Annotated in this window: 2 protein-coding genes (1 of these 2 cut by a window edge); both read left to right on the top strand. The window is 66.5% G+C overall.

Going from position 1 to position 25,278, the window contains the following annotated elements; all coding sequences use genetic code 11:
- Positions 1-396 precede the first annotated feature (396 nt).
- Positions 397-1,068 (top strand): hypothetical protein, encoded by a 672-nt coding sequence (locus BXU08_RS05885; RefSeq protein WP_150125428.1) that lies wholly within the window; start codon positions 397-399, stop codon positions 1,066-1,068.
- Positions 1,065-25,278 carry the 5' portion of a tandem-95 repeat protein gene (locus tag BXU08_RS20290; protein WP_150125427.1) on the top strand. 12,128 nt of this gene lie beyond the right edge of the window, so only the first 24,214 of its 36,342 coding nucleotides appear in the window; its start codon is at positions 1,065-1,067; the stop codon falls past the right edge of the window. Before BXU08_RS05885 ends, BXU08_RS20290 begins: the two co-directional genes overlap by 4 nt.

The raw sequence follows: 25,278 nt of genomic DNA, 5'->3' as shown, positions 1-25,278 counted from the left end.
CGTTGTGTCAACGCGGAGAATCAAGTCAATATCGTGACTTGGAGTCGTTTGCGCTCTTGGCGGGGCGCCATAGTAAAAGCGACGTTGTCCAGTCGGATTATTTGATCCGAACAGGATTTGTAGCGTTGATTTGGCCGCGCCGTTGCGCGACGCTGGTATCTTCACGAAGGTCGGGGGGAATCGGCTTCGTAATGGGGGAAAGAATTAGTTCGTTGGCGCAACGGTCCTGCGGGACGGCGAAAAGCCGTCTGCCCGCAACTCTGCGGCTGCGCCCAACGCGGACCGCCACTGGCATGCGCTGCCGGATGATTTCGCCCCACATGCGCCGCCGGCCCTCGCTTCCTGCCGAACGCTTCTTGTCGCCTGCCGCGCTTACCGGCACCGGGGAATAGATCGATGCTGAACCTATTGGATGGGATTGCCGACATGGCGATGGATGCAATTCTGGCGCGGAGCGACGCGATCGATCCCGACAAGACCGTTATCAACGGCAATTTGATATATTATCCGACGATCAAGCTGCGGGTCGGCCGCGGCGGGCAGCAGGAGCTCGATTCCTCCAGCTTTTCGCTCGCGATCGACCATGATCCGCTGATCCGGAGCGATACGCTGCTCGTCCTGCCGCCGGACAGCGAGCGTCAGATGCTCCGCCGTATTCCGGCCCTTGCCGATCAGGCGGACAAGCCGGTGCCGTTTCGCTCGGCGGAGGCGACGCGGGTCGCCTCGATCCTGTTCACCTACGTCATCGACCACGAAGTCGCGGATGTCGTCCTGGCGACTACCGGAGAGCATCTCCGGATCATCGAGACGCTGCTGGCGCGGCTCGACCCGGCATTGCCCAAGGGTGGGATTCGCGCCTTCCTGCTCGACGCGATCGTCCAGTATTTCGCGCTCGTGGACATTTCGGCGGTCGATCCCACCTGGCAGTCGCCGGGTGCGGGCGGGGCGCAGCGAATGCGGCTGCTCATGCCGGAGGAGGTCGTCCGCGATTTCTTCGGCCTGGATGACACGGACGGCGCGCCTGAGGGCGGCCAGGTCGTGATCGCGGTTCGGGAACTCGGCCAATGAGCGTGTTCACCGACGCGCTCGACGCCTCGCTTTCCGGAATGGGGAATGCCTCCGGCGGCCCGCTTTCGGCGGGCGAGAAGGCGGCGATCATAGACGCGATGCGCCAGGCGGGCCTGGAAACCTATCTCCAGGATACCAACGCCGCCCATCGCGCGCGAGTCGATGGCAGCCGGCCGGTATATGTATTCTGGTCGGACGGCACCCAGGGCATGGCCGACCAATATGTCGACGAGATGAAGAAGGCGGGCCTCGGGGCCGGCACGCTCGGCAAGACCCCCTATGGCCTCCAGATAACCGAAGATGCCCGTCTCGGGCGGTTCCAGGCGTTCGCCGACGTCCTCAAGAACTTCAACCTCACTTTCAATGGCTCGCCCGTCGGCAATTATGCGGCGACGATCGAAAACATGGCGTGGAACTTCGGTTCTGCCGATTTCGCGGACAATGCGGTTGCCCATGGTTCCAAGGCCCGCGTCTTCCTGGGCGATGGCGTCAAGGATAGCAGCGGCTTCGTGCGCATGGAGATGCCGCGGCTCGCCGGGAGCGGCCTGGAAGTCAACGGCGACACCGTTCCGGCTTCGCTGACCAAAGAACAGCACATTGCCCGGGATCGAATGTATCGGACGATCGAGGAGGCGTACAAGGCGCTCAACCGCGGCCCGGACAAGCTTGTCGACCGGAACCGGCTGGAGCGTTTCCTCGACAGCATCCCGTTCAAGGAAATCTGGGGCAAGTTCAAGTCGATGGTGACCGGCCTTGCCGAGGCGGGCATCGACGTGACCACCAAGACGCTCGCGGAAATCGAGCGGACCTTCGTCCGCACCTTCCGCGCCTCCGCCGAGAAGATGACGGAGTTCACGGCCTTCGCCGAAGCGCGGGCGAAGTCGATCATCGCTGCGATCGACAATGTCGCGCACGACATCCCCGACTATCTCCGCGCCGGCGTCAAGAAGGCCAAGGATTTCTATACCGCGCCCGACGGCTCGATCGACAAGGTGCGCGTCGGCGCATCGATCGCCACCGGCGTGCTCGCGATCGCCAATATCTGGGTGGAGCTCGACCGGCGCAATTACGAGCCCGAAGCCGTCGCCGCCTATCTGAAGAGCGCGGCGAAGGACGCGATCGAGAGCCTGCCCTATGCCGGCGCGATCATGCTTGCGGGGATGACTCCGCTCGGGCCGGCGCTGATGTTCACGCTGGGTGCGGTCGGCGCCTATGTCGGCATCCGCAATGTCGTGCATTACATGGCCAACGAGGCCGGGCTCGACCATAACGGCGTCACCTACAAGATCGTCAAGCAGATCGACGACAGCCTCGCCGCGTTCGAGAAGAAGGCGCAGGGCTATGTCACCTGGGCCGCGAAGGAACTCGCCAAGGGAGTCGAGATCGGCCTGGAGCAGTTGACCGGGCGCTCGATCGAATGGATCACCGAGCAGACCTCGACCTGGGCCGGCTTGGACAACGACATCCTGATCGGCGACGACATCACCCAGCTCGTCGGCTCGGACGACAAGAACTGGCTGGTGCATCGCGCCGCGGGCGAAGCCTATGGCGAAAAAGGCGACGACACGCTGGTCGGCTGGTTTGCCGAAGACATCAAGAAGGGCGACGCGATCGGCGGCGTGCTCGGGCTCGGCGACAACGGCCAGCCGGTCTACATCACGGCGCGCGAGATCCGCGAAAATGAAGCCGCCGCGCTGGCGCGGTGGAAGAGCAACATCGAAAGCGGTGTTCCCGACGAGAACAATCCCAAGCCGATACCGCGGCCGAACGTCATCCGCGCTGAAGAGGACCACCAGCTGCTGCTGGACGGCGGCGAAGGCAATGACTGGGTTCTGGCGATCGGCGGCAAGAAGGTCATCACCGCCGGCGGGCTTGGCCGCGACTGGATCTACAACGGCTCCGACGGCGGCGTGATCTATGGCGACACACTGGACGGAAGCTATGAGCGCCAGAAGCGCGGCGCGAACGGCGAGCTGCTGTTCGGATCGGATGGCAAGCCGATCACCGAGCCGGCGCCGGTCGAGGATTCGGCCGAGAATTCCGACAATATCTGGTACTCGTCCAACACCACGGTGATGGACGCGCAGCACCATGACGTCCTCAAATTCTACGGGCTGACGCTCACCGGCGGCAATGCCGAGGGCGGGGCGGCGGGGTTGCTCGCGTTCGGCGGAATCGGCGGCGCGATCGGCATGGCCAATTTCGCCTTCTCGCTCGACGAAAACGGCAAATATGATCCGGCGCGGTCGATCTATTTCGATCACCTGTTCCCCTGGATGACCTATGTCCTGCGGCCGAACGGCAATGGCGGGCTGGATCTCTACGTCACCAACCAGTTCGACCAGCTGTTCCAGGCGGTGTTCGGCGAGGGCGGCAGCGACGCCTATGACGCCAAGCAGGCGCTCGATGCGCAGGGCACGCTGAAGGGGTGGATGCACATCCGCAACTTCGACTTCGTCGGCAGTTACATCGGCATGCGCCAGGGCGAGCTTGCCGATCAGGGCACCTTCAACATGGTGTTCAAGGCGGTGAACCCGCTCGCCGATCTCGTCTCGGCATTCGCTCCGCTGATGGGACTGGCCGGTTTCGCGATGGCCGCGCAGCTGGGCGGCGCGACGCTGATCGACCAGGCGTTCACGCTGAGCGCCGCCGCCTCGCGCTTCGTCAAGGGTATGAAGTGGACCTCGGGCGAGGATCCGCTGGTCATCGATCTCGACGGCGACGGCATCGAGACGATCGATCTCGCGACCAGCCAGGTCTATTTCGATGTCGATGGCGACCTGTTCGCGGAGCGGACCGGTTGGCTCAAGGGCGACGACGGCTTCCTCGTCCTCGACGTGAACGGCAATGGCAGCATCGACGACATATCGGAGATGTTCGGCGGCGTCGGCGCATCGGGCTTCGCCGAGCTGGCGGCGCTAGACAGCAATAGCGACGGCAAGATCACCATCGCTGATGCGCGCTGGGCAGCGCTGCGCATCTGGCGGGATCGCGACGGCGACGGCGTTACCGATGCAGGCGAGATGCTCGGGCTCGACGCGCTGGGCGTGGTCTCGCTCGACGTGCTCGGCACCGCGATGAACGTCACGACGCCCCAGGGCACGCAGTTGACTGCGTATGGCGACATCACCTTCGCCAGCGGCGTGACGCGGCGGATGTACGACGCGGTGCTCGCGGCGAGCCATGTCGATACGCGCTATGCCGGCGAGGCCGGCCGCGCGGAATGGCAGTCCGCCGACGTCATCGATGCGCGCGGCTTCGGCCGGCTCACCGACCTGTCGATCGCGGCCACCAACGATATCGGTTTCGGGACTTTGGTCGCGCAGACCGCCGCGGCAATGACAGCGCCCAAGCTCAAGACGCTGGTCGCGCAGGTCGGCGCGGTGCTGGGCGGCTGGGGCGAGACGCTCGAGCAAACGCGCGAGCTCACGCCGGTGCTTGTGATCGCGGGGACCGACGGCAAGCCCATGCTCGCCGATCGCGGCATCTATGTCGAGGATGCGGCGGGGGGCTATTGGACGCGTGCCTCGGGCCAGCCGGTGCTGGGCGCCGGCGGCCAGCCGATTGCACGCGCGACGCTCGAAGACCTGCTGGCGATGGGCGGGGGCTGGCAGCTGGAACAGACCTGGTCGCCGCGCGACCGGGCGGAGCAGCCCGAACATCGCGACGAAGCGCCTTATCTGATGCGCGTCGTCGACGGCCGCGCCCAGATCCTCGATTACGGTCTCCGAAATGCCGATGGCAGCTGGCGGATGGCGAGCGGCGCGGCGGTGCTCGACGGCAACGGTGCGGTGATCGCCGCGCCGACGCGCGCGGATATCGTCGCCCAGGCCCACGCCCTGGGCACCGAGTGGCGTATCGAATCGATCGGCCACAACCCCTATGCCGATCTTGGCGTTGAGCAGATCGGCGTTCGCTTCGCCGACGGCATCGCAGTCGATTATACCGTCCAGGTCACCGATCAGGACGGCAGCTTCTATGTCTGGGCGCGCAACCTAGACCGTGCGCTGCAACTTGAATGGAAAACCGGCGACAGCCGCGAGTTCAACTTGCGCAACTACGAGATCGACTTCGATACTCTGGACGAAGTCGGGTCGACCGACGACAGCGTCTACCGTGTCGAGATGCTGACGCCGGCGCAGTTCCACTTCGCCACGTCGCTGGGCGGAGTCGATTTCCGGCCCGAGATGTTGTCGGCGACGCTGAACAACAGCACCGGCCATCTCGCTTACGCGCTGGGGCCGGACGGCACCGCCAATCTCAGCACCGATCCCGAGAAATACGTCTCCGGCGTCGCGATGATGATCGACCTGCTGCAGCCGGTGATGACTGAATACATCACCACCAGCCGCAGGCTCGCGGTGCGCATCGCGCTCCAGGGCGGACTCGCCGATTTCGCCGATGGCCTCGAATACGACGTAGCGACCGACAGCTACAACGCGACCACCAGGCGCGAGCTGGCGCCGCTGTTTGAGGCGATCTTCGCCGCCGCGCCTGCCAGCAATGCCGACGACGCAGTATTCGACTATCTGACCGACTGGAACGAGATCCTCTGGCAGATTTATCCCGATTATCGCCTGTCGGGCAGCGGCAACCTGCTCGGCAGCACGGTCTCGATCAACCAGCCCTTCATCCTGCAGATGCTGCTTCCCGCCTTCGAGAATGTCGGAGTCGATCTCGACATCCATGCAGTCGCGCATGCGCTCTCGGTGGACGAGACCCGGCTCGTGACTCATGCCGCGGGCGACACCGCGGTCGACGGCACCGGCCGCACCGACTTTTTCTACATGTCGACGGGCCAGCAGACCTTCCGTGGCGGCGAGGGTGCGGACTATTATTTCGCCGGCAAGAATTTCGGCAATGATCTGATCTACGACCGCGATGCCGGCGGTGCCGACGAACTGCGCTTCACCGACGTCCAGGCGGCGGACGTGGTCGCAAGCCGCGAAGGGCAGGACCTGATCCTGCAGATCCGTGGCCGCACCGACACGATCCGGATCACCGACCAGTTTCTCGGCGAGCTCAACGAATATCTCAGCAACGGCAAACAGCTTGAAAGCGGCGTCAATGCCATCGTGTTCGCCGACGGCGTGGTCTGGGACCGCACGCGCCTGGCGATGCAGGTGGTCGACGAGGCGCGCGCGGTCGGCACCTTCAACGATCCTTATGTCGGTTCGGGCTCCGGCGACGTGCTGTGGGGCGGCAAGGGCAATGACTATCTGTCCGGCGGTGCGGGCGGCGACATCTATGTCTTCGAGCGCGGTGACGGCCAGGACGTGGTCGATGATATCGGCAGATTCTCGTTCGGCCCGATCAAGGCGGGGCTCGACTTCATCCGCTTCAAGGGCGACATCTCCGCCGAGGATCTCCGCCTTGTCCGCGATGGGGCGAGCGAGAATCTCAAGATCGTCGTGCTCGACAAGAACGGCAACGTCACCAGCGACACGATCGAAGTGGTCGGCCAGTTCGGCGGCGTGCGGCTCAACCTCGGCCTGTTCAAGGACCTGATGGGTGGTGATGCCGGGCTCGATTATGTCGCGCCGAACCTGATCGAACGCTTCATCTTCGAGGATGGCACCAGCCTCGAATTCACTGAAATCGTCCAGCGCGTGCTCGCCAACGCCAAGACCGATGGCGACGACGCGATCTATGGCATGCTCAACGCCAACACGCTCGATGGCGGCAAGGGCAAGGATTATCTCACCGGCGCCCAGGGTTTCGACACCTATCTCTTCGGCCGTGCCTATGGTCAGGACGTCGTCGAGGACTCCGATTATTCGCTCGCCCTGTTCGGTCCGAAGGACGACAAGCTTCGCTTCACCGACGATCTGCGCTGGACCGATTTCGACTTCCTGCGCAACGGGCCTTCCGACACGCTGACTTTGCAGGTCAAGGGCACCAGCGACCAGCTGATCCTGAAGGACTTCCTCAAGGAAGTGTTTCTCGTCGGCTATGTCAATTTGCTGGAGACGATCGAGTTCGCCGACGGCACCAGCTGGTCCTATCTCAAGCTGCTCCAGCATTATGTCGATATCGCCAAGACCGCGGGCGACGACCATATCTACGGCTTTGCCGGTATTCGCGACCAGATCGACGGCGGCGCGGGCAACGACATGCTGGAGGGGATGAGCGGCGACGACCGCTACATCTTCGGTCTCGGCTACGGCACCGACACGATCCTTGACGACGACGGCGACGAAACCGTCCGGATGGAAGGCATCGCCTCGGACGATGTCCTGTTCTCGCGCACCGCGCTCGACCTGATCATCACCGTCAAGGGCAGCGGCGAGAAGCTGATCCTCAAGAACCAGTATGTCCGCGACGACGGCCAGCATTTCGCCGTCGAGTATTTCGAGTTCACCGACCGGACGATTGCCTGGACCGACGTCAATCCCGAGGATCTCGATCTCGTCGGCACCAATGGCGACGACATCATCCGCGGTTCGGATTTCGGCGAGTTGCTCGATGGACGCGGCGGCGACGACCAGCTGATCGGCGGCGACGGCGGCGATCGCTACAAGTTCGACATCGGCTATGGCGACGACGTCATCGTCGACAAGCGCACGCGCGCCAACTGGCCCGACCGGCCCGGAATGCACGTGGCGGTCAACGACGTCATCGAATTCGGCCCCGGCATCACCTGGGACAACATGGTCCGCGAGCGCAGCGGCAACGACTTGCTGCTGACCTTCGTCAGCGAGCAGGGCATCGCGTTCGGTGACAGCCTGCGCATCCGCGATCACTTCCTCAACGTCGAGAGCGCGATCGAGGGCTTCCGCTTCCATGATGGCCGCTATGTCCCGATCGCCGAAGTCGAGCGGAACATGCAGATTACCGGCGGCAACGCCGCCGACAATGCCGACATCCCCTTCCAGATGGACCAGCCCAATGCGCTGGACGGCCGCCAGGGCAACGACGTGCTGCGCGGCGGTCGCGAGGGCGATACCTATGCCTTCAGCGTCGGCTATGATTCCGATCGCATCATCGAACAGGCCGACCAGGCCGGAAAGATCGACCGTGTCGTCTTCGGCCAGTCGGTATCGCGCGATCAGGTCCGCTTCCGCCGCAGCGGGAACGACCTCGTCATCGACTTGCAGAACGGCCTCGACATACTGACCATCGTCGGCGGGCTGGCCAACACGCGCGTCGAGGAATTTCTGTTCGCCGACGGCTCGACGATCAAGATGGAAGACGCGACGAGCTTCACTGGCGAAGACGGCGTCACGGTCACGCTGCCGCCGGTCCTCGACCGGCTCTATGCCGGGACCGACGGCGATGACGACCTGCTCGGCTTCGACAATCGCGACGACACGATCGCCGGCGGCGCGGGTTCGGACGCGATGGCGGGCGGCTCGGGCAACGACAGCTACCGCTTCGGCATCGGCGACGGTAGCGACAGCGTCTATGACAGCGCCGGTATCGACCGGATCGTCTTCGGCGCGGGCCTGACCCAGGACCGCGTCGTTTTCCGCAACGTCGACGGCGATCTCGTCGTGACCTTCACGGCGGGTGACGACACGCTCGTCATCCTCGGCGGCTATAACGCCACGCCGGTAGAGAATTTCGTATTCGCCGACGGCACCATATTGTCGATCGCCGAGGTGCGCGCGAACCTGTTCGAGACCGCGTCGCACGACGACCAGGAACTGATCGACCTTCGCGATCTCGGCGCCAATCCGGAGATCGTCGCCGGGCGCGGCAATGATCGCATCCTGATGGCCAATGGCGGCACGCTCGTCATAAATCCGGGTGACGGCATCGATCGTATCGAGATGCCCGCAGGCGTCACCGACGCGACCGTCACGCTTAGCGGCGCGGGCGTTGCCAGCGTCAAGGTGCGGCTGTCGGCGCTCGACAGCAACGACCTGATCATCGACATCCCCGCCACCGGCGACCAGCTTGTCATCGCCGGCGCGCTCGGCACCGGCGCGACCCCACGCATCGTGTTTGCCGACGGCAGCGTGTGGGACAAGGCGGCGCTGGTCCAGCGCGCGATCGAGGATCAGGCGAGCAGCGGCGCAGACACGATCCTTGGCAGCGAGAGCGCCGATCAGATCCGCGGCGGCACTGGCGACGACCAGATGCGCGGCGGCGGCGGCGACGATACCTATTTCTACGTCATCGGCGACGGCCGCGACGTCATTGACGATGCAAACGGCACCGATGCGCTGAAAGTCAGCGGCTACAGCCCCGGCGAAATGCGCGTCGCGCGCGCCGCGCCGGATCGCGACGAGCTGGTCCTCAGCTTCGGCGACGATGGTGACCAGGTGGTGCTGCGCTATGACGGCAACGGCCGCGGCGTCGATAGCGTCGTATTCGGCGACGGCACCAGCTTCAGCCGGGACGCGCTGTTCGCGCTCGCCGATGCTGCGGGACGGACCGGCGACGATCGCCTGATCGGCACCGGCAGTGCCGACACGCTCGAAGGCGGCCGCGGTGACGACGTGCTGATCGGCCAGGGCGGCGCGGACACCTATATCTTCAATCGCGGCGACGGGATCGACCGCATCGAAGCGGGCAACGCCCCCGACGGCAGCGCCACGCTCAGGTTCGGCACCGGCATCGCGCTCGAGGACGTGGTCGCCAAGCGCGACGTCGACGGCAATCTCGTCCTGCTGATCACCGGCACCGACGATCGCGTGACACTGGTCGATCCGACCAACGACCCCGACGGCGTGGTCGGCACCGTGCGTTTCGCCGATGGCCGCACCCGGACGTTTGCCGCCTATGCGCTCGACGTCCAATCGACCGACGGCGACGATCATATCGTCGTGCCGGCGAACAAAAATGGTGTCGGCGTGTGGACCGGCGCCGAAATCTATGGCGGTCTCGGCAACGACCATATCGAAGGCGGCCGCGGCGCCGATGTGCTGACCGGCGGCAAGGGCGGCGACCTGCTCCAGGGCGGCGAAGGCGCCGACGTCTATTATTTCGAACGCGGCGACGGCCAGGACGTGGTCGACGAGCGTGGCGTCGCGGGCGATGCGATCGACCGGTTGCGGCTCGGCGCGGGCATCGCACCGGGCGACGTCAAGGTTGTGGTAGGCGCCGGGCGTGACGTGACGCTGTTGATCGGCACGACCGGCGACCGCGTCGTATTGCGCGATCAACTCGCCGCGAATCCCGGCGGCCAGGATCTCGGCATCGAGGAGGTGGTGTTCGCCGACGGTACGCACTGGTCGCTGAGCACGCTCTATTCGCGGCTCGCCCAGGGTGGCGCGGGCGACGACACGATCGACCTCGGCCAAATCGGCGACATACCGGTGACTTTCGCGGGCGGCCGCGGTGACGACGTCCTCGCCGGTGGCGCGGGCGACGACATCTATGATTTCGCCGCGGGCGACGGCCGTGACGTGATCCGCGAAGTCGATGCCGCGGGTTCGCTCGATATTCTGCGGATCGCCGCAGGCATCTCGGCCACGCAACTCGTGGTTACGCGCACCGGCGACGATCTGGTGCTGCGCTTCGTCGGCAGCGACGATTCCGTGACGATCGCGCGCGGTGCGCTCGCGTCGCTGGCGCCGATCGACCAGGTCCAGTTCGCCGACGGCACGATGATCGCCGCGGCATCGCTGCGCGCGATGGTGGTCGATGCGGCGGCGGCCGAGGCGCGGCTGTACCCGACGAGCGGCGATCCCTTCGCCAACCCGATCTTCCCCGATGCCGGCACGGGTCCGGGCAGCGGTGGTGCAAGCTCGACGATCGCGATCGCGTTGAACGGCGCGGCAAGCCTGCCGGTCGACGGCCTCGCCACGGTCGGCTCCGCGACGCGCATCGAGGATGGCGAATATCAGCTGACTCCCGATGCAGGCGATCAGGCAGGCGCGGTGTGGGGCCGGATCGACTTGCGCCAGGACGTCACCTGGACGACGCGGATGTTCTTCGGGTCCCGCGACGGCGGCGCCGACGGGCTATCCTTCGCGCTCCAGGCCCAGGGGCCGGCCACGCTGGGCGGCTCGGGCGGCGGCGCACTGGGCGCGCTGGTCGCGGGGTCGCTCGGTATCGCCTTCGATACCTATCCCAATGGCTGGGAGCCGGGCGACTTCTCGCAGATCGTCGTGGACGGCGCAGTGGGCGACACCGCGTTCGATCCCTATCACGAGCATGGCAATATCGAGGACGGCGCCTGGCACGACGTCCAGATCCGCTGGGACGCCGAGACGCAGACCCTGTCCTACACGCTCGACGGCCAGCCGGTCGCGAGCAAGACCTATGACGCGGTCGGCACGTTGTTCGGCGGCCAGACCGAGATCTGGTACGGCTTCGGCGGCGCCACCGGGGGCGCGACCAACGACCAGCGCGTCGAGATCGTCGCGGTCGAGACGATCGCGGCGAACGTACCGGTCGATACCGGCGCAGTCTTCCAGATCGGCTCGGGCCTCCATGCGCGCCAGCTGATGGGGACCGCCGCGCAGAACGACTATAACGTCTTCGTCTCGGCCTCCGCCTGGGGCAGTGGCGTCGATACGGTCGTCAACTTCAAGACCGGCGCCAGCGGCGATGTTCTCGATATCACGCTGGCGCAGGGGCTTGCCGGCCAGGTCGTCGCGCGCCAGTCCGGTGCGGATACCCTGGTCTATTTTGTCGAAGCGGACACCCGCACGCTCGACGCTGCACGGCTGCTGCTTCGCCTCCAGGGTGTGCGTGCGTCCGATCTCACCGACGAGAATTTCGGCGGCGCGCCGCATGTCATCGCGGCGGACGTCACGATCAACGGCACAAATGCCGCCGAGACGCTGACCGGCGGCTGGGGGGCGGAGACGCTCAACGGCGTCTGGGGTGCCGACCGGCTGATCGGCGGAGGCGGCAACGACCTCCTCAAGGGCGGCGGCGACAACGACGTCTATGTCTTCCGGCTCGGCGACGGCCAGGACGTCATTCGCGACGAACACAGCGACTGGCCGACGCTCTACAGCGGCGGATATGACGCGATCGAGTTCGGCGCCGGCATCACTCCGGAGATGCTGCGCTACAGCGTCTCGGGCAGCGACCTGATCATCGCGATCGCGGGCACCAACGAGCGCATCACCGTGCAGGGCGGCTTCCGCGACGACAGGTATCGGCTTGAGGAACTGCGCTTCGCCGACGGGCGCGTCGTCAAATATTTCAACGACATCGTGAACATCCTGTCGACCGGCGGCGCAGGCGACGATGTCCTGCTCGATGATGTCGATGCCGGCCTGCTGGTCGGCGGAGCGGGCAACGACGCGCTACATGGCCATTGGGGTGCCGACCGCCTGATCGGCGGCACCGGCAACGACCTCCTCAAGGGCGGCGGCGACAACGACGTCTATGTCTTCAATCTCGGCGACGGCCAGGATGTCGTCCGCGACGAGCATAGCGACTGGCCGACGCTCTATTCGGGCGGCAACGACACGATCGAGTTCGGCCACGGCATCACCGCCGACATGCTCCGCTACAAGGTCACCGGCAGCGACCTGGTCATCGAGATCGCCGGCACCGACGATCGCATCACTATCCAGGGCGGTTTCCGCGACGACAGATATCGGATCGAGCAGCTGCGCTTCGCCGACGGCAGCGTGGTCAATTACTTCAACGATATCGTGAACATCCTGTCGACCGGCGGCACCGGAGACGACAACCTGCTCGACGACAATGGCGCCGGCACGCTGAGCGGCGGCGCAGGCAACGACACGCTGTCGAGCTATTGGGGTGCGGATCGCCTGACCGGCGGCGCCGGCAACGACATCCTGCGCGGCGGCGGCGACAACGACGTCTATGTCTTCAATCTCGGGGACGGCCAGGATGTCGTTCGCGACGAGCATAGCGACTGGCCGACGCTCTATTCGGGCGGCTTCGACGCGATAGCATTCGGTGCCGGCATCACCGCCGCCATGCTGCGCTTCTGGGGCAGCGGCGGCGACCTCGTCATCGCGCTCGCCGGGACGAACGACCGGATCACTGTCCAGGGCGGACTCTGGGACGATAAATACCGCATCGAGGAGCTGCGCTTCGCCGATGGCAGCGTGATGACCTATGCCGATGCGATAGCGCGCATCGCCACCGATGCGGTCCCCGGCATCACCGCCACTGCAGTTGCCGGCGGCGCCTATGCCGGCGGCGCGCATGACGACACGCTCTATGCCATCGCCGTGGGCAGCCCCGTCGAGATGCTTGGCAATGGCGGCAATGATTCCATCGAGGGTGGCTCGGCCGGCGACGTGATCGTCGGTGGCGCCGGCGATGACGTGCTGAGCGGCAATGACGGAAACGACGTCTATCGTTTCTCGGCGGGCTTCGGGCAGGATACGATCTACGACTGGGGCGGCGAAGGCAGCGGTTTCAACGTCATCGAATTCGATGCCACGCTATCCGCGGCTGACCTGCGGGTTGGCCCGACTCCCTCGGAATCGATCGCGCTGTATTTCGCGGGGACCGAAGACCGCATCATTCTGTCGTCCAACGCCATTCAGGAAGTGCGTTTCGCCGACGGCACCGTCTTCACCTACGGCGACCTGTACGGCCTGCAGAATCCGCCGAGCGGCGAAGAGCTCGACGCGACGGGTGCCTCGATCACGGTCGAAGGCACCGCGGGCGCCGACTATATCGACGGCGGCGAAGGCAACGACACGCTGACCGGCGGCGGCGGGGATGACCGCATCTATGGGTCTTCGGGCGACGACATCCTCGAAGGCGGCACGGGTTCCGACATTCTCGAGGGCGGCGACGGCGCCAACGTCTATCGCTTCGACCGCGGCTTCGGCGTCGATGAAGTCGTGTCGCATGGCTGGGAAGGCTCGGGCGTACGCGAGGACTGGATCGAGTTCCTCGACGGAATCGACTCATCGGAGATCCTGCTCGAAACCACGCCCGATCCGAACGGCTCGTCCAGCGATCTGGTGATCCGCTTCGTCGGCACCGAAGACCGCATCCTGGTGGAAAGCGCGCTCGACGATTCGAGCCGTCTCGCCGGGATCCGGTTCGCCGACGGCACGAGCTGGTCGATCGATGACATCTTCCAGCGGGTCCAGCCCGCCTCCGGCCTGTTCGTCACCGAGGCGCTGCAGGAGAATGCGGTCCTTATCGGCGGCGCGGGCGACGACTGGATCCAGGGCGGCACCGGTGCCGACCAGCTGACCGGCGGCGCAGGCGAGGACGACCTGAGCGGCGGCGACGGCGACGACATCCTCGAAGGCGGCGCCGGCAACGACTGGCTCAACGGCAACGAAGGCGATGACGAGTACCGCTTCGCCGCAGGCTGGGGCGCCGACGAACTCTATGAATGGCAGCCGGGCGAGACCAATCGCATCCTGTTCGATGCGTCGGTCGAGGTTGCGGACATCGTCGTCGAACTCGCACGCAACGGTTTCGACCTGATCCTGCGCCGCACCGGCAGCGCGGACGTGATCCGCGTGATCAACGGCGCCACCGACGGACCGATCGCCGCGGTCGCATTTTCCGACGGCACGGAATGGAGCCATGCGGACCTGATCGCGCGTGCCGTCGAGCAGCCCGGCATCGACCTGGTCGGTGCGGGGAATCCGGACACGCTTTCGGGCGGTGCGGGCGACGAGCAGATCAGCGGCCAGTCGGGCGACGACACGCTCTCCGGCGGCGGCGGCAACGACCGGCTCAGCGGCGGCAACGGCGCTGACACGCTCGCCGGCGGCGCGGGCGACGACGTACTCGAAGGCGGCGAGGGCGCCGATACCTATGTTTTCGCGCGCGGCAACGGGCAGGACCGCATCGGCGCCGACTGGAGCGGCTCTCAGGATCGCATCCTCTTCGCCGCGGACATCGCGCCCGAGGACGTGCGCGTCGAATGGGATTCGAATTCGAACGGCATCTACCTGCTGGTCGGCGAAGCCGGCGCCGATCGCATCCTGATCGAGGGTGCCAGCTTCGCGATGCTGGGCAGCGTCGACTTTGCCGACGGCACCGTATGGGACGGCCAAGCGGTCCGCGACATGGCGGTGTGGCCCTCGGGCCAGTACGGCTATGGCTCGGAAGGCGGCGAGATCTTCACCGGCGCAGCCACCGACGACACCTTCTACGGCTATGACGGCGACGACACGCTGTCGGGCGACGCGGGCAACGACACGCTGGGCGGCGGCGAAGGTGACGACACGATCACCGGCGGCGCGGGCAATGACCGGCTCGACGGCGGCGAGGGCGGCGACGTCTTCCGCTTCGGTTCGGGCTTCGGCCAGGACCGGATGGCGTTCAACGGCGCCGAGGACAATGCCAACATCCTCGAATTCGACGCGACGATCGATGCCGCGTCGATCCGCGTCGAGCATGATCCCGACTATGGCGTGGCCTATATCCGCGTCGACGGAACCAACGACCGGATCGCTTTTGATTATGGCCTGACCGGGCTGGAGGTGATCGCCGAAATACGCTTCGCCGACGGCACGATCTGGTCCAATGCCGACATCCTCGCGCGCGTGGCGACCGCCCCGCTGGCGGCGATCGACGGCATCGGCATCGCCGACACGCTGACCGGCACAGCGTTTGCCGACGCGCTCGACGGCGCCGATGGCGACGACGTGCTCGACGGCGGCGCCGGCAACGACCAGCTCTATGGCGGCATCGGCGACGATGTCCTGACCGGCGGCACCGGCGACGATTATCTAGAAGGCGGCGATGGCGACGACATCTATCGTTTCGCCAGCGGCTTCGGGCAGGATCGCGTGTCCGCCAGCGGCAGTCCCGACGACGACGATACCGTCGTCTTCGAAGCGGGGATTTCGGCCGAGGAGGTCGAGGTTCGCGCCGCGGGCGGAAGCTTCATCCTCTCGCGCGGTGCCGATCGTATCTCCCTGTGGAGCTGGGCAGAAGGCGACGAAGTCCGCTTCAACGACGGGACGATCTGGACCTTCGCCGATCTGGAGGCACGCGCGCTTCCCTCACAAGGCGTGGAGCTCAGCCCGGCCCCGAGCTCGACCTTCGTCGGCACCGAGTTCGACGACATCCTCCATGCCGACTGGGCGAAGACCCACGGCGACAACCACGGTCCGCAACAGCTTTCCGCAGGCGCGGGGATGGACCAGCTCTACTCCGGGGAAGGCGCCGACACGCTCGACGGCGGCACCGGCGCGGACTTCCTCGCCGGCGGCTATGGCAACGATACGTACCTGTTCTCGGCCGGCTTCGGGCAGGACCGAATCTCCGAAGACGCGGTCGAAGGCGAAATCAGCATCCTCCGCTTCGATGCGACGATCTCCGCGACCGATCTTCGCGTCGAATTCGATCCCGAGACGTCGGATGGCACCCTCCGCCTGCGCATTGCCGGGACCGAGGATTCGATCGAGCTGGGCAATGCCCGGACCAGCAACGAAGAGGGCGGCGTAGGCCGGTCGGCGGACGACATCGGCACCTTCAGCGCCGATCTCGCGGACTACGAGATCCACTTCGCCGACGGCACAATCTGGTCGGCCGAAGAGGTCCGTACGCGCGCCGTGGCAGTGCCATCGACCCATCTCACCGGCCTGATCGAGCTGCAGGGCGGGGCCGGCGACGATATTCTCACCGGCAGCTATGGCAACGATGCCCTCCACGGCGGCGGCGGCAACGACCGGCTGATCGGGGAATGGGGCGAGGACCTGCTCGACGGCGGCGCCGGCAACGACTGGATCGACGGCGGCTACGGCACCGACGTCTATGTATTCGGCCGCGGCTCGGGCCAGGACACGGTCTACAACCGCTATTCGTGGAGCGGCGACGACGACATCGTCTCCTTCGGCGAAGGCATCACCGCGAGCGACCTCCTCGTCGAGAGCAGCGGCAGCAACCTCGTCCTCAAGATTCGCGGCAGCGAGGACCGGCTGACCGTGATCTACGGCACCAATTCCTATGCGATCGGCGAAGTGCGCTTCGCCGACGGATCGCGCTGGACCCATGCCGAGCTGATGGCGCGGATCGAGGAGTCGCAGGGCGAATTCGTCGAGGCCCCGTCCGCAGGTGCGGCGCTGACCGGCACGGCGGGCGACGACCAGCTCACCGGCACCGGCGGCGACGATGTGCTGACCGGCGATTCCGCAGTGCGGCTCCAGCCGGATGGCCCCAACCTCATCGCCAATGGCAGCTTCGAGACGCTCGGTACGGACTTTACGCCCCAGGATTGGGGGCAGTGGTCGGACGGTGTGCTGCCGGGCTGGACCCGCGAAGGCGGCCAGTCCTGGGAGCTCGTCAACAGCGGCTATGCGGGCATCGCCGCGACCGATGGCGCCTATTGGCTCGACATGGATTCGGGCGGCGGCTCGAACAGCAACATGGTCATCTCGCAGACGGTAACCGGGCTCGCCGCCGGGGAATCGCTGCTGCTCCAGTTCGATCACGCCAACCGCACCGACGCCGAGAGCGGCGGCTTCGAAGTGCTGTGGAACGGTCAGGTCGTCGCACGGATCAACGATACCGGCACCGCGATGACTCACCGCATGGTCCGCGTGACGGCGCTCGACGGGAACAATGTCGTCACCTTCCGGGGCACCGGCTGGGAGAATTCGAGCGGGGCGTCGCTCGACAATATCCAGCTGAACCGGTTCGTCGAGACCGTGGCGCTTCCGGCGGGCCGCGATCGGCTCGAAGGGCTGGCGGGCGACGATCAGCTTCATGGCGGTGCCGGCGACGACCAGCTGCTGGGCGGGCAGGGCGCCGACCAGCTGTTCGGCGGCGACGGCAACGACACGCTGGACGGCGGTGTCGGCGCCGATCTGATCGACGGCGGCAGCGGCAACGACTCCCTCGCGGGCGGCGACGGCGACGATCGCTATGTGTTCGGGCGTGGTTCGGGCCAAGATCGCCTCAGTGAGAATTACGGCTTCGATCGCATCGTGCTGGGCGAGGGGCTGGCCCTCGCCGACCTGCGCCTGGAGCGCATGGCCAATGGCGACCTGTTGATCCGGGTGGCCGACACCGACGACCGGCTGCTCGTCGCCGGCATGTTCTCGGGGTCTGCCACCGCAGTCGAGCAACTCGTCTTCGCCGATGGCACGACGCTCGATTTCGAGGCTATCGCCGCGCTGACCCGGGCCGGCACGCCGCAAGGCGACCTGCTGGTGGGATCGCCGAACGCCGATCTGCTCGTCGGCGGCGCGGGCGACGACACGCTTTCGGGCGCGGCCGGCAACGATACGCTCGAAGGCGGAGCGGGCAACGATAGCCTCTCCGGCGAAGGCAATGCCGACACGCTGGTCGGCGGGCGCGGCGACGATCTGCTGCGTGGCGGCGCGGGCGACGATCTCTATCGCATCGCGCTGGGCGACGGTCAGGACCGTATCCAGGACGATGGCGGCGTCGACACCGTCGAATTCGGCGCCGGAATCGGCCCGGCCGATGTCCGCGTCAGCCGCGCTGGCACGGCGTTCGTGCTCGAACTCGCCAACAGCCAGCGCGTCACGCTGGAGAACGGCGTCGGCAGCGGCGCAGGCGCGATCGAGGCGGTGCGCTTCGCTGACGGGACCAGCTGGACTCAGGCCGACCTGCTCGCCCGTGCGATGGCCGGCACTGCAGGCGACGACAGCTATACCGGCACCGACGCGGCCGAAACGATCGCCGGCGCGAACGGCAACGATATCCTCCTGGGCCTTGGCGGCGCGGACCAGATTTCGGGCGGGGCGGGCGACGATCGCCTCGAAGGCGGATTGGGCGACGACCGGCTCGCGGGCGGCAGCGGCAGCGACTTGCTCATCGGCGGCGGGGGCGCGGACCTCTATGTGTTCGCCGCGGGCGATGGCGTCGACCGGATCGAGGACCGCGGCGAATCCGCCGGCGACTTGCTGCGGATCGAGGGCCATGCGCTTGAGAACACGCGCTTCAGCCGCATCGGTGACGATCTCCACATCCGCTTCGCCGACAGCGCCGACCATGTCACCGTCGCCGGCGCCTTCGCCAGCGGTGGGAACGCCATCGAAGCAGTTGCGTTCGCCGCCAGCGCCACGACGCTGCAGCCCGCCGATCTGCTGACTCGGCTCGTGCCCGATATCGCAGTTACCGGCGCATGGCTGGTCGGCGGTGCGGGCGACGACACGCTCACCGGCGGCAACGCGGCCGACTATCTCGACGGCGGCGACGGCGCGGACGTGCTGATCGGCGGCGGTGGCAACGATCATTTCGGCGGTATCGCCGGCGACGCGTTCGTCGATACGCTGACCGGCGGCGCCGGGCGCGACATCTTCTCCTATGTCCCCACCCATGGCGCCGCGCCCGATCGCGCCGCCGATGTGATCACCGATTTCCAGGTGGGTGCCGGCGGCGACGTGATTCGGCTGTTCGAAGGCAATCCCAATCCGTTCGAGGACGGCCGCGTGCGGCTGGTCCAGGGCGGCGCCGACACGCTGGTCGTGGTCCGCGACACCGAGGGCATGGACCTGGTCGCGCTGCGCCTGCTCGGCATCGATGCGGCGACGCTCACTGCCGCCAATTTCGACGGCGTGCCGATCGGGTCGGACAATTCGCTCAACATCGTCGATGGCAATGCCGGCTCGGTGCTGGGCGGCAGCCCGCTGGGCGACCGTATCCTCGGCAATGGCGGCGATGATGTGATCTCGGGCTATGCCGGCAATGACCGCCTCTCCGGCGGCACCGGCAACGACCGGATCGATGGTGGCTTCGACGACGACCAGATCACCGGCGGCGCCGGCGACGACGTCATCGATGGCGGCCGCGGCAACGACATCCTCGTCGGTGACAGCGGCAACGACGTGCTGCGTGGCGGCACCGCCGACGATGCGGGCGATGGCAACGATCTGTTCCAGGGCGGCGCCGGCGACGACACGCTGAACGGCGGCACCGGCAACGACGTCTATCGCTTTGCCCGCGGCGACGGCCGCGACACGATAACCGACGAGGGCGGCAGCGACCGCATCGAATTCGGCGCTGGCATCACCGCAGCCGACGTCAGCGTCGCTCAATATGGCAGCCAGGGTATCGAACTCCGAGTCGCCGACAATGGCGGCCGCGTGCTGCTTGCCAATGCGTTCGCCCCCGGTGGCGCACTCGAAGCCGTGCGGTTCGCCGATGGTTCGAGCTGGAGCTGGACCGATCTGCTCGCCCGCTCGGTTGCCGCAACTGCGGGCGACGACGCGCTCGCCGTGCGAATCGCACCCGCCGCCTCGGCGACGCGCGACCTGCTGGTCAATGGCGGGTTCGAAATCGTCAATGCCGCCGCCGGCAATTATACCGGCTGGGGCTGGACCACCTTCTCGCTTGCCGGCTGGACCGACATCAATGGCGCGCAGTTCGAACTGACCAACAGCGGCGTCGAAGGCATCGTCGCGACCGAGGGCACGCACTGGCTCGACCTCGACGGCAACGGCCGCAACATGAACATCCGCCAGACCGTCGCGGGGCTTGCCGCGGGCCAGAGCCTGCTGCTCCAGTTCGATCATGCCAATCGCACCAGCGCCGTCTCGGGCAGCTTCGAGGTGCTGTGGAACGGCGCGGTAGTCGCCTCGGTCGATGCGACCGGAATCACGCCGCGCGGCAGCGCGCTGCTGCTCACCGCCATCACCGGCGACAATGTCCTCGGCTTCCGGGCAACCGGCACCCAGGACAATATCGGCGCTTCGCTCGACAATGTCCGGCTGTTCGAGATCGACCCCAATGCGCCGCGCACGCTGTCCGGCCTTGCCGGCAATGATGTGCTCACCGGCTCGGGCCTTGCCGACATCCTCATCGGCGGCACCGGCGACGACCAGCTCCGCGGCGGCGGCGGCGACGACGTCTATCGCTTCGCCCGCGGCGACGGCCAGGACGTCATCTCCGACGATTCCGGCGCCAACCGCGTCGAATTCGCCGCCGGGATCGCGGCCGGCGACGTCCGGCTGGTCCGCGGCCGTGAGACGGTGGTGCTCGAGATCATCGGCACCGGTGACCGCATCGACCTCGGCATGGCGGCGAGCCCCGGCATGTCGGTCCGCGAAATCGCCTTTGCCGACGGCACGGTCTGGACCCCGGCGATGCTCGTCGCGATGGCGACCGCATCGACTGCCGGCGACGACCTGATCTACGGCACGCCGGGCGTGGACACGCTTTCGGGCGGCGCTGGCGACGACCGGCTGGTCGGCCGCGACGGCGACGACGTGCTCGACGGCGGCAGTGGCGTCGACCGGCTCGAAGGCGGCGCGGGCAACGACCGCTATCGCTTCGGCCTGGGCGGCGGCCAGGACCTGATCGTCGATGGCGGCGGTGCCGACGACGTGCTCGAACTCGGTGCGGGCCTGGCCGCGGACCGGATCCGCGTGCGCCAGAACAATGACGGTACCCGCTTCACGCTCGAACATCTCGACGGCAATGAGCGCGTCACGATCGAGGACGCGCTGGGCGCGGGCAAGATCGAGCGCGTCCGCTTCGCCGACGGCACCGAATGGGGCCTGGCCGATTTGCTCGCGCGTGCCGCCAGCATCGGCAACGACGTCCTCCACGGCGACGACACGGCCAACATCCTCGCTGGCGGCCTGGGCGACGACCAACTGGTCGGCGGCCTCGGCGACGACATCTATCGCTTCACTCGCGGGGATGGCCGCGAGACGATCCGCGACGCGAGCAACAGCGCCGCCGACCGGCTCGAAATCGCCGGCTATGCCGATCAGGACCTCCAGTTCATCCGTCGCGGAGTCGGCAGCAACGACATCGTGATCCGCTTCGCCGGGAGCGACGATGAGGTCGTCATCCTCGACGCGCTGTCCGGCGCGCGCGGGATCGAGACGCTGGTGCTCACGGGCAGCGGCGTAACGCTCAGCGTCGCCGACATCGTCGCGCGGCTGCTCGCCGGCGCCTCCACCGGCGGCGACGACATCATCGAGGGCACGCCCGGCGACGACACCATCACCGGCGGTGGCGGCAGCGACCTCGTCGTCGGCGAGGCTGCGAACGACATCTATGTCTATCGCCGCGGCGACGGCGACGATCGCATCGACGCATTCGGCAGCGGCAACGACGTGGTCCGGCTCGACGACCTCAACGTCGCCGACATCGCCTCTGCGGTCCGCGCAGGGCCCGACAGCAACGATCTGGTGATCAGCTTCAAGAGCAGCGGCGACCGGCTCGTGCTTCGCGACGTGCTCGCCAACCAGAATGGCGGTTCGTCGAGCCTCGTCGTCCGCTTCGCCGACGGGACGGAATGGAACCGTGACGCGATGCGTGCCCGCGCGCTCCAGGACATCGTCACCCCCGGCGACGATTCGATCCGCGGCTTCGACGGCGCGGACCTGCTGCGCTCGGGCACCGGCGCCGATTACATGGCGGGCGGGCAGGGCGCGGACTCCTATGTCTATGCCCGCGGCGACGGCAACGACACGATCCAGGACGGCGGCACCGATACCGCCGCCGATCGCGTCACCTTCTCGGGCATCGCCTCGACCGACGTTTCGGTCGAGCGCCTGTTCCGCGGCAGCGACACCGTGGTGTTCCGCTTCGCCTCCTCGGCCAGCGACAGCGTCACTGTGGTCGATGCACTGACGCTCGGCGGCCGCGGGATCGAGAGTTTCGTGTTCGCCGACGGCGTCACCTGGACGCACGACACCCTGCTCGAACGGCTCGACAATCGTGCCCCGGTCGCGCGCGACGACGGCTTCTACTCGGTTACCACTGGCCAGCCGCTGGTGCTTCGTGCCGCCGATCTGCTTCGCAACGATTTCGATGCCGACGGCGATGCGATTCGCATCGTTGCAGTCGATGGCGGCGCGCATGGCGTCGCGACGATCAATCAGGCCGGCGAAATCACCTTCACGGCCACCGGCGGCTATTACGGCCCCACCCAGCTACGCTACACCCTCTCCGACGGCCGCAGCGGCTTCGCCACCGGCAATGTCGAAATCCGCGTGCGGCCCGTCGCCACGGCGCTCGACGATATCGGCTTCACGGTCGAGGAAGACGACTTCCTCACGATCCGAGTCGAGCGACTGCTCTCGAACGATCTCGACGGCGATCGCATGCTGGTCGGCCAGGTCTATGGCGCAGTCGGCGGCATCGCCTCGCTGGCCAGCGACGGCAGCATCGGCTTCACGCCTGATGCCAATTTCACCGGCCGCGCCTCGTTCCTCTACGTCGCCAACACGCCCGAAGGAGGCCGCGCCGAGGCACGCGTCTATATCGACGTCACCCCGGTCAACGACGCCCCGATCGCCGCGGCGGACGGCGGCTTCGTCACTGCCGAGGGCACGACCTTCACGATCGACCCCGCGACCCTGCTCGCCAACGACCGCGACGTCGACGGCGATACGCTGGTGATCCAGTCGCTGCTGTCGAGCGCCAACGCGATCGTCTCGATCAACGCGCAGGGCCTGATCGAAGTCCGCCCGCGGGACTATTATTGGGGCCAGACCTATTTCGACTATGTCGTGGCCGACCCGTCTGGCGCCATTGCGACCGGCCGCGTCCACCTCAACGTCACCCCCGTCAACGACGCGCCGGAAGCGCGCGCCGACCGCTTCGAGCTGACTCAGGCGGGCGAGCCGATCCTCGAAGACAATCCTATCGTGCTGTCGGCCGAGCGGCTGCTCGCCAACGATATCGAGCGCGACGGCGATCCGATGCGGGTAATCGCAGTGGCCAACAGCCATGGCGGCAACGCCCGCCTGCTCGAGAACGGCACCGTGTTGTTCGAGCCCTGGGCCGATTTCAACGGCGATGCCTGGTTCGATTATCAGGTCACCGACGATCAGGGCGGTTACAGTTGGGCACGCGCGACGATCGCCTACACGCCGGTCAACGACCGCCCGGTGGCGCGCGACGACAATTACCAGGACGACGACTTCTACTTCCTTCGCGGTCCCGAAGACGTCGCGATCGAGATCCCGATCATCGAGCTGCTCAAGAACGACTATGATCCCGAAGGGTTCGCAGTGTTCTTCGAACAGGCGCGCGATGCGTTTCATGGCACGCTGGAGATCCGCGACGGCAAGATCATCTTCACGCCGGACGAAAATTATTGGGGCGAGGCGACCTTTGCCTACACGGTCACCGATCCGAGCGGCGCAGTCGATGGCGGCATCGTTACGCTGTATTTCGACAATGTCAGCGACGGCCCGCCGATCGCCGGCAACGACACGATCTACGTCTATGAAGACGTGCCGACGACGATCCCGATCTCCGCGCTGCTCGGCAACGACTATGATCTCGATCGTGATCCGCTGACCTTCCTCGATTGGGAGTTGATCGACGGGATCAACGGCCGCATTGAATTCGATGCGGACGGCAATCTGCTGTTCACGCCCAATCTCGACGCTTCGACGTCGTCGGGCTTCCGCTACCGGGTGACCGACGGAGTCGACGGCACTGCCGAAGCGTTCGTCGATATCGTCATCATTCCCTCGAACGACGATCCCACGGTTGTCGACGATTCGGGTTTCTCGACTCCGCTCGACATCCCGATGGTGATCCGCGTCGCCGACCTGATCTTCAACGATTTCGATATCGAGCAGATCGACACCAATGGCGACGGCATCCCCGATGTCGATCTCGACCAGCCCGATCGCCCGCGCCCGACCTTCATCGGCATCGACGCGGTGCTCGATCCCGTCGCGCTCGCCCAGGGCCAGCGCGTGTCGGTGGGCACTGCACGGCTCGTCACCTATCATGGCGAGCAATTCGTCGTGATCGACTTCGCTCCTGGCTTCAGCGGCAACGTCACGATTGAATATCGCATCGCGGACGCGCAGGGCCTGGAGGACACCGGCTTCGCCAAGGCGAGCGTCGAGAGCTTCTATCTCGGCACGCTGATCGGCACCGGCAAGATCGACTATGTCGAGGGCAATGCCGGCGACGACACGATCCGCACCGGCGGCGGCGACGACTGGATCCTCGGTTTCGGCGGCAACGATGTGTTCGAAGCGGGCGCCGGCGGCGACACGATCGACGCGGGCGACGGCGACGACTGGATCGACGCGGGCGATGGTGCCGACACCGTCAATGGCGGCGCGGGCTACGACACGCTCGTCTTCACCGGCAGCCTGATCGGCGTGCGTGCCGACCTGGAATCGCGCATCGGCCAGGGCGGCGTCGCGCATGGCGACGTCTATACCGGCATCGAGGCGCTGGTCGGCACGCAGTTCGCCGACATCCTCGGCGGCAATGCCCAGGCCAACCGCCTCGAAGGCGGCGAGGGCCGGGACCAGCTGGTCGGCCGCGGCGGCGACGACATCCTCCTTGGCGGCGCCGACAATGATCGCCTCCATGGCGGCGCGGGTGCCGACGTGCTCGATGGTGGCGACGGCATCGACACGGTAGAATATTTCTCCGACGAAG

This window comes from Sphingomonas sp. LM7 (assembly GCF_002002925.1).
In the GTDB taxonomy this organism is placed as follows: domain Bacteria; phylum Pseudomonadota; class Alphaproteobacteria; order Sphingomonadales; family Sphingomonadaceae; genus Sphingomonas.
The sequence above is the reverse complement of the archived record's forward strand: the minus strand, read 5'-3'. Positions and strand labels throughout refer to the sequence as shown.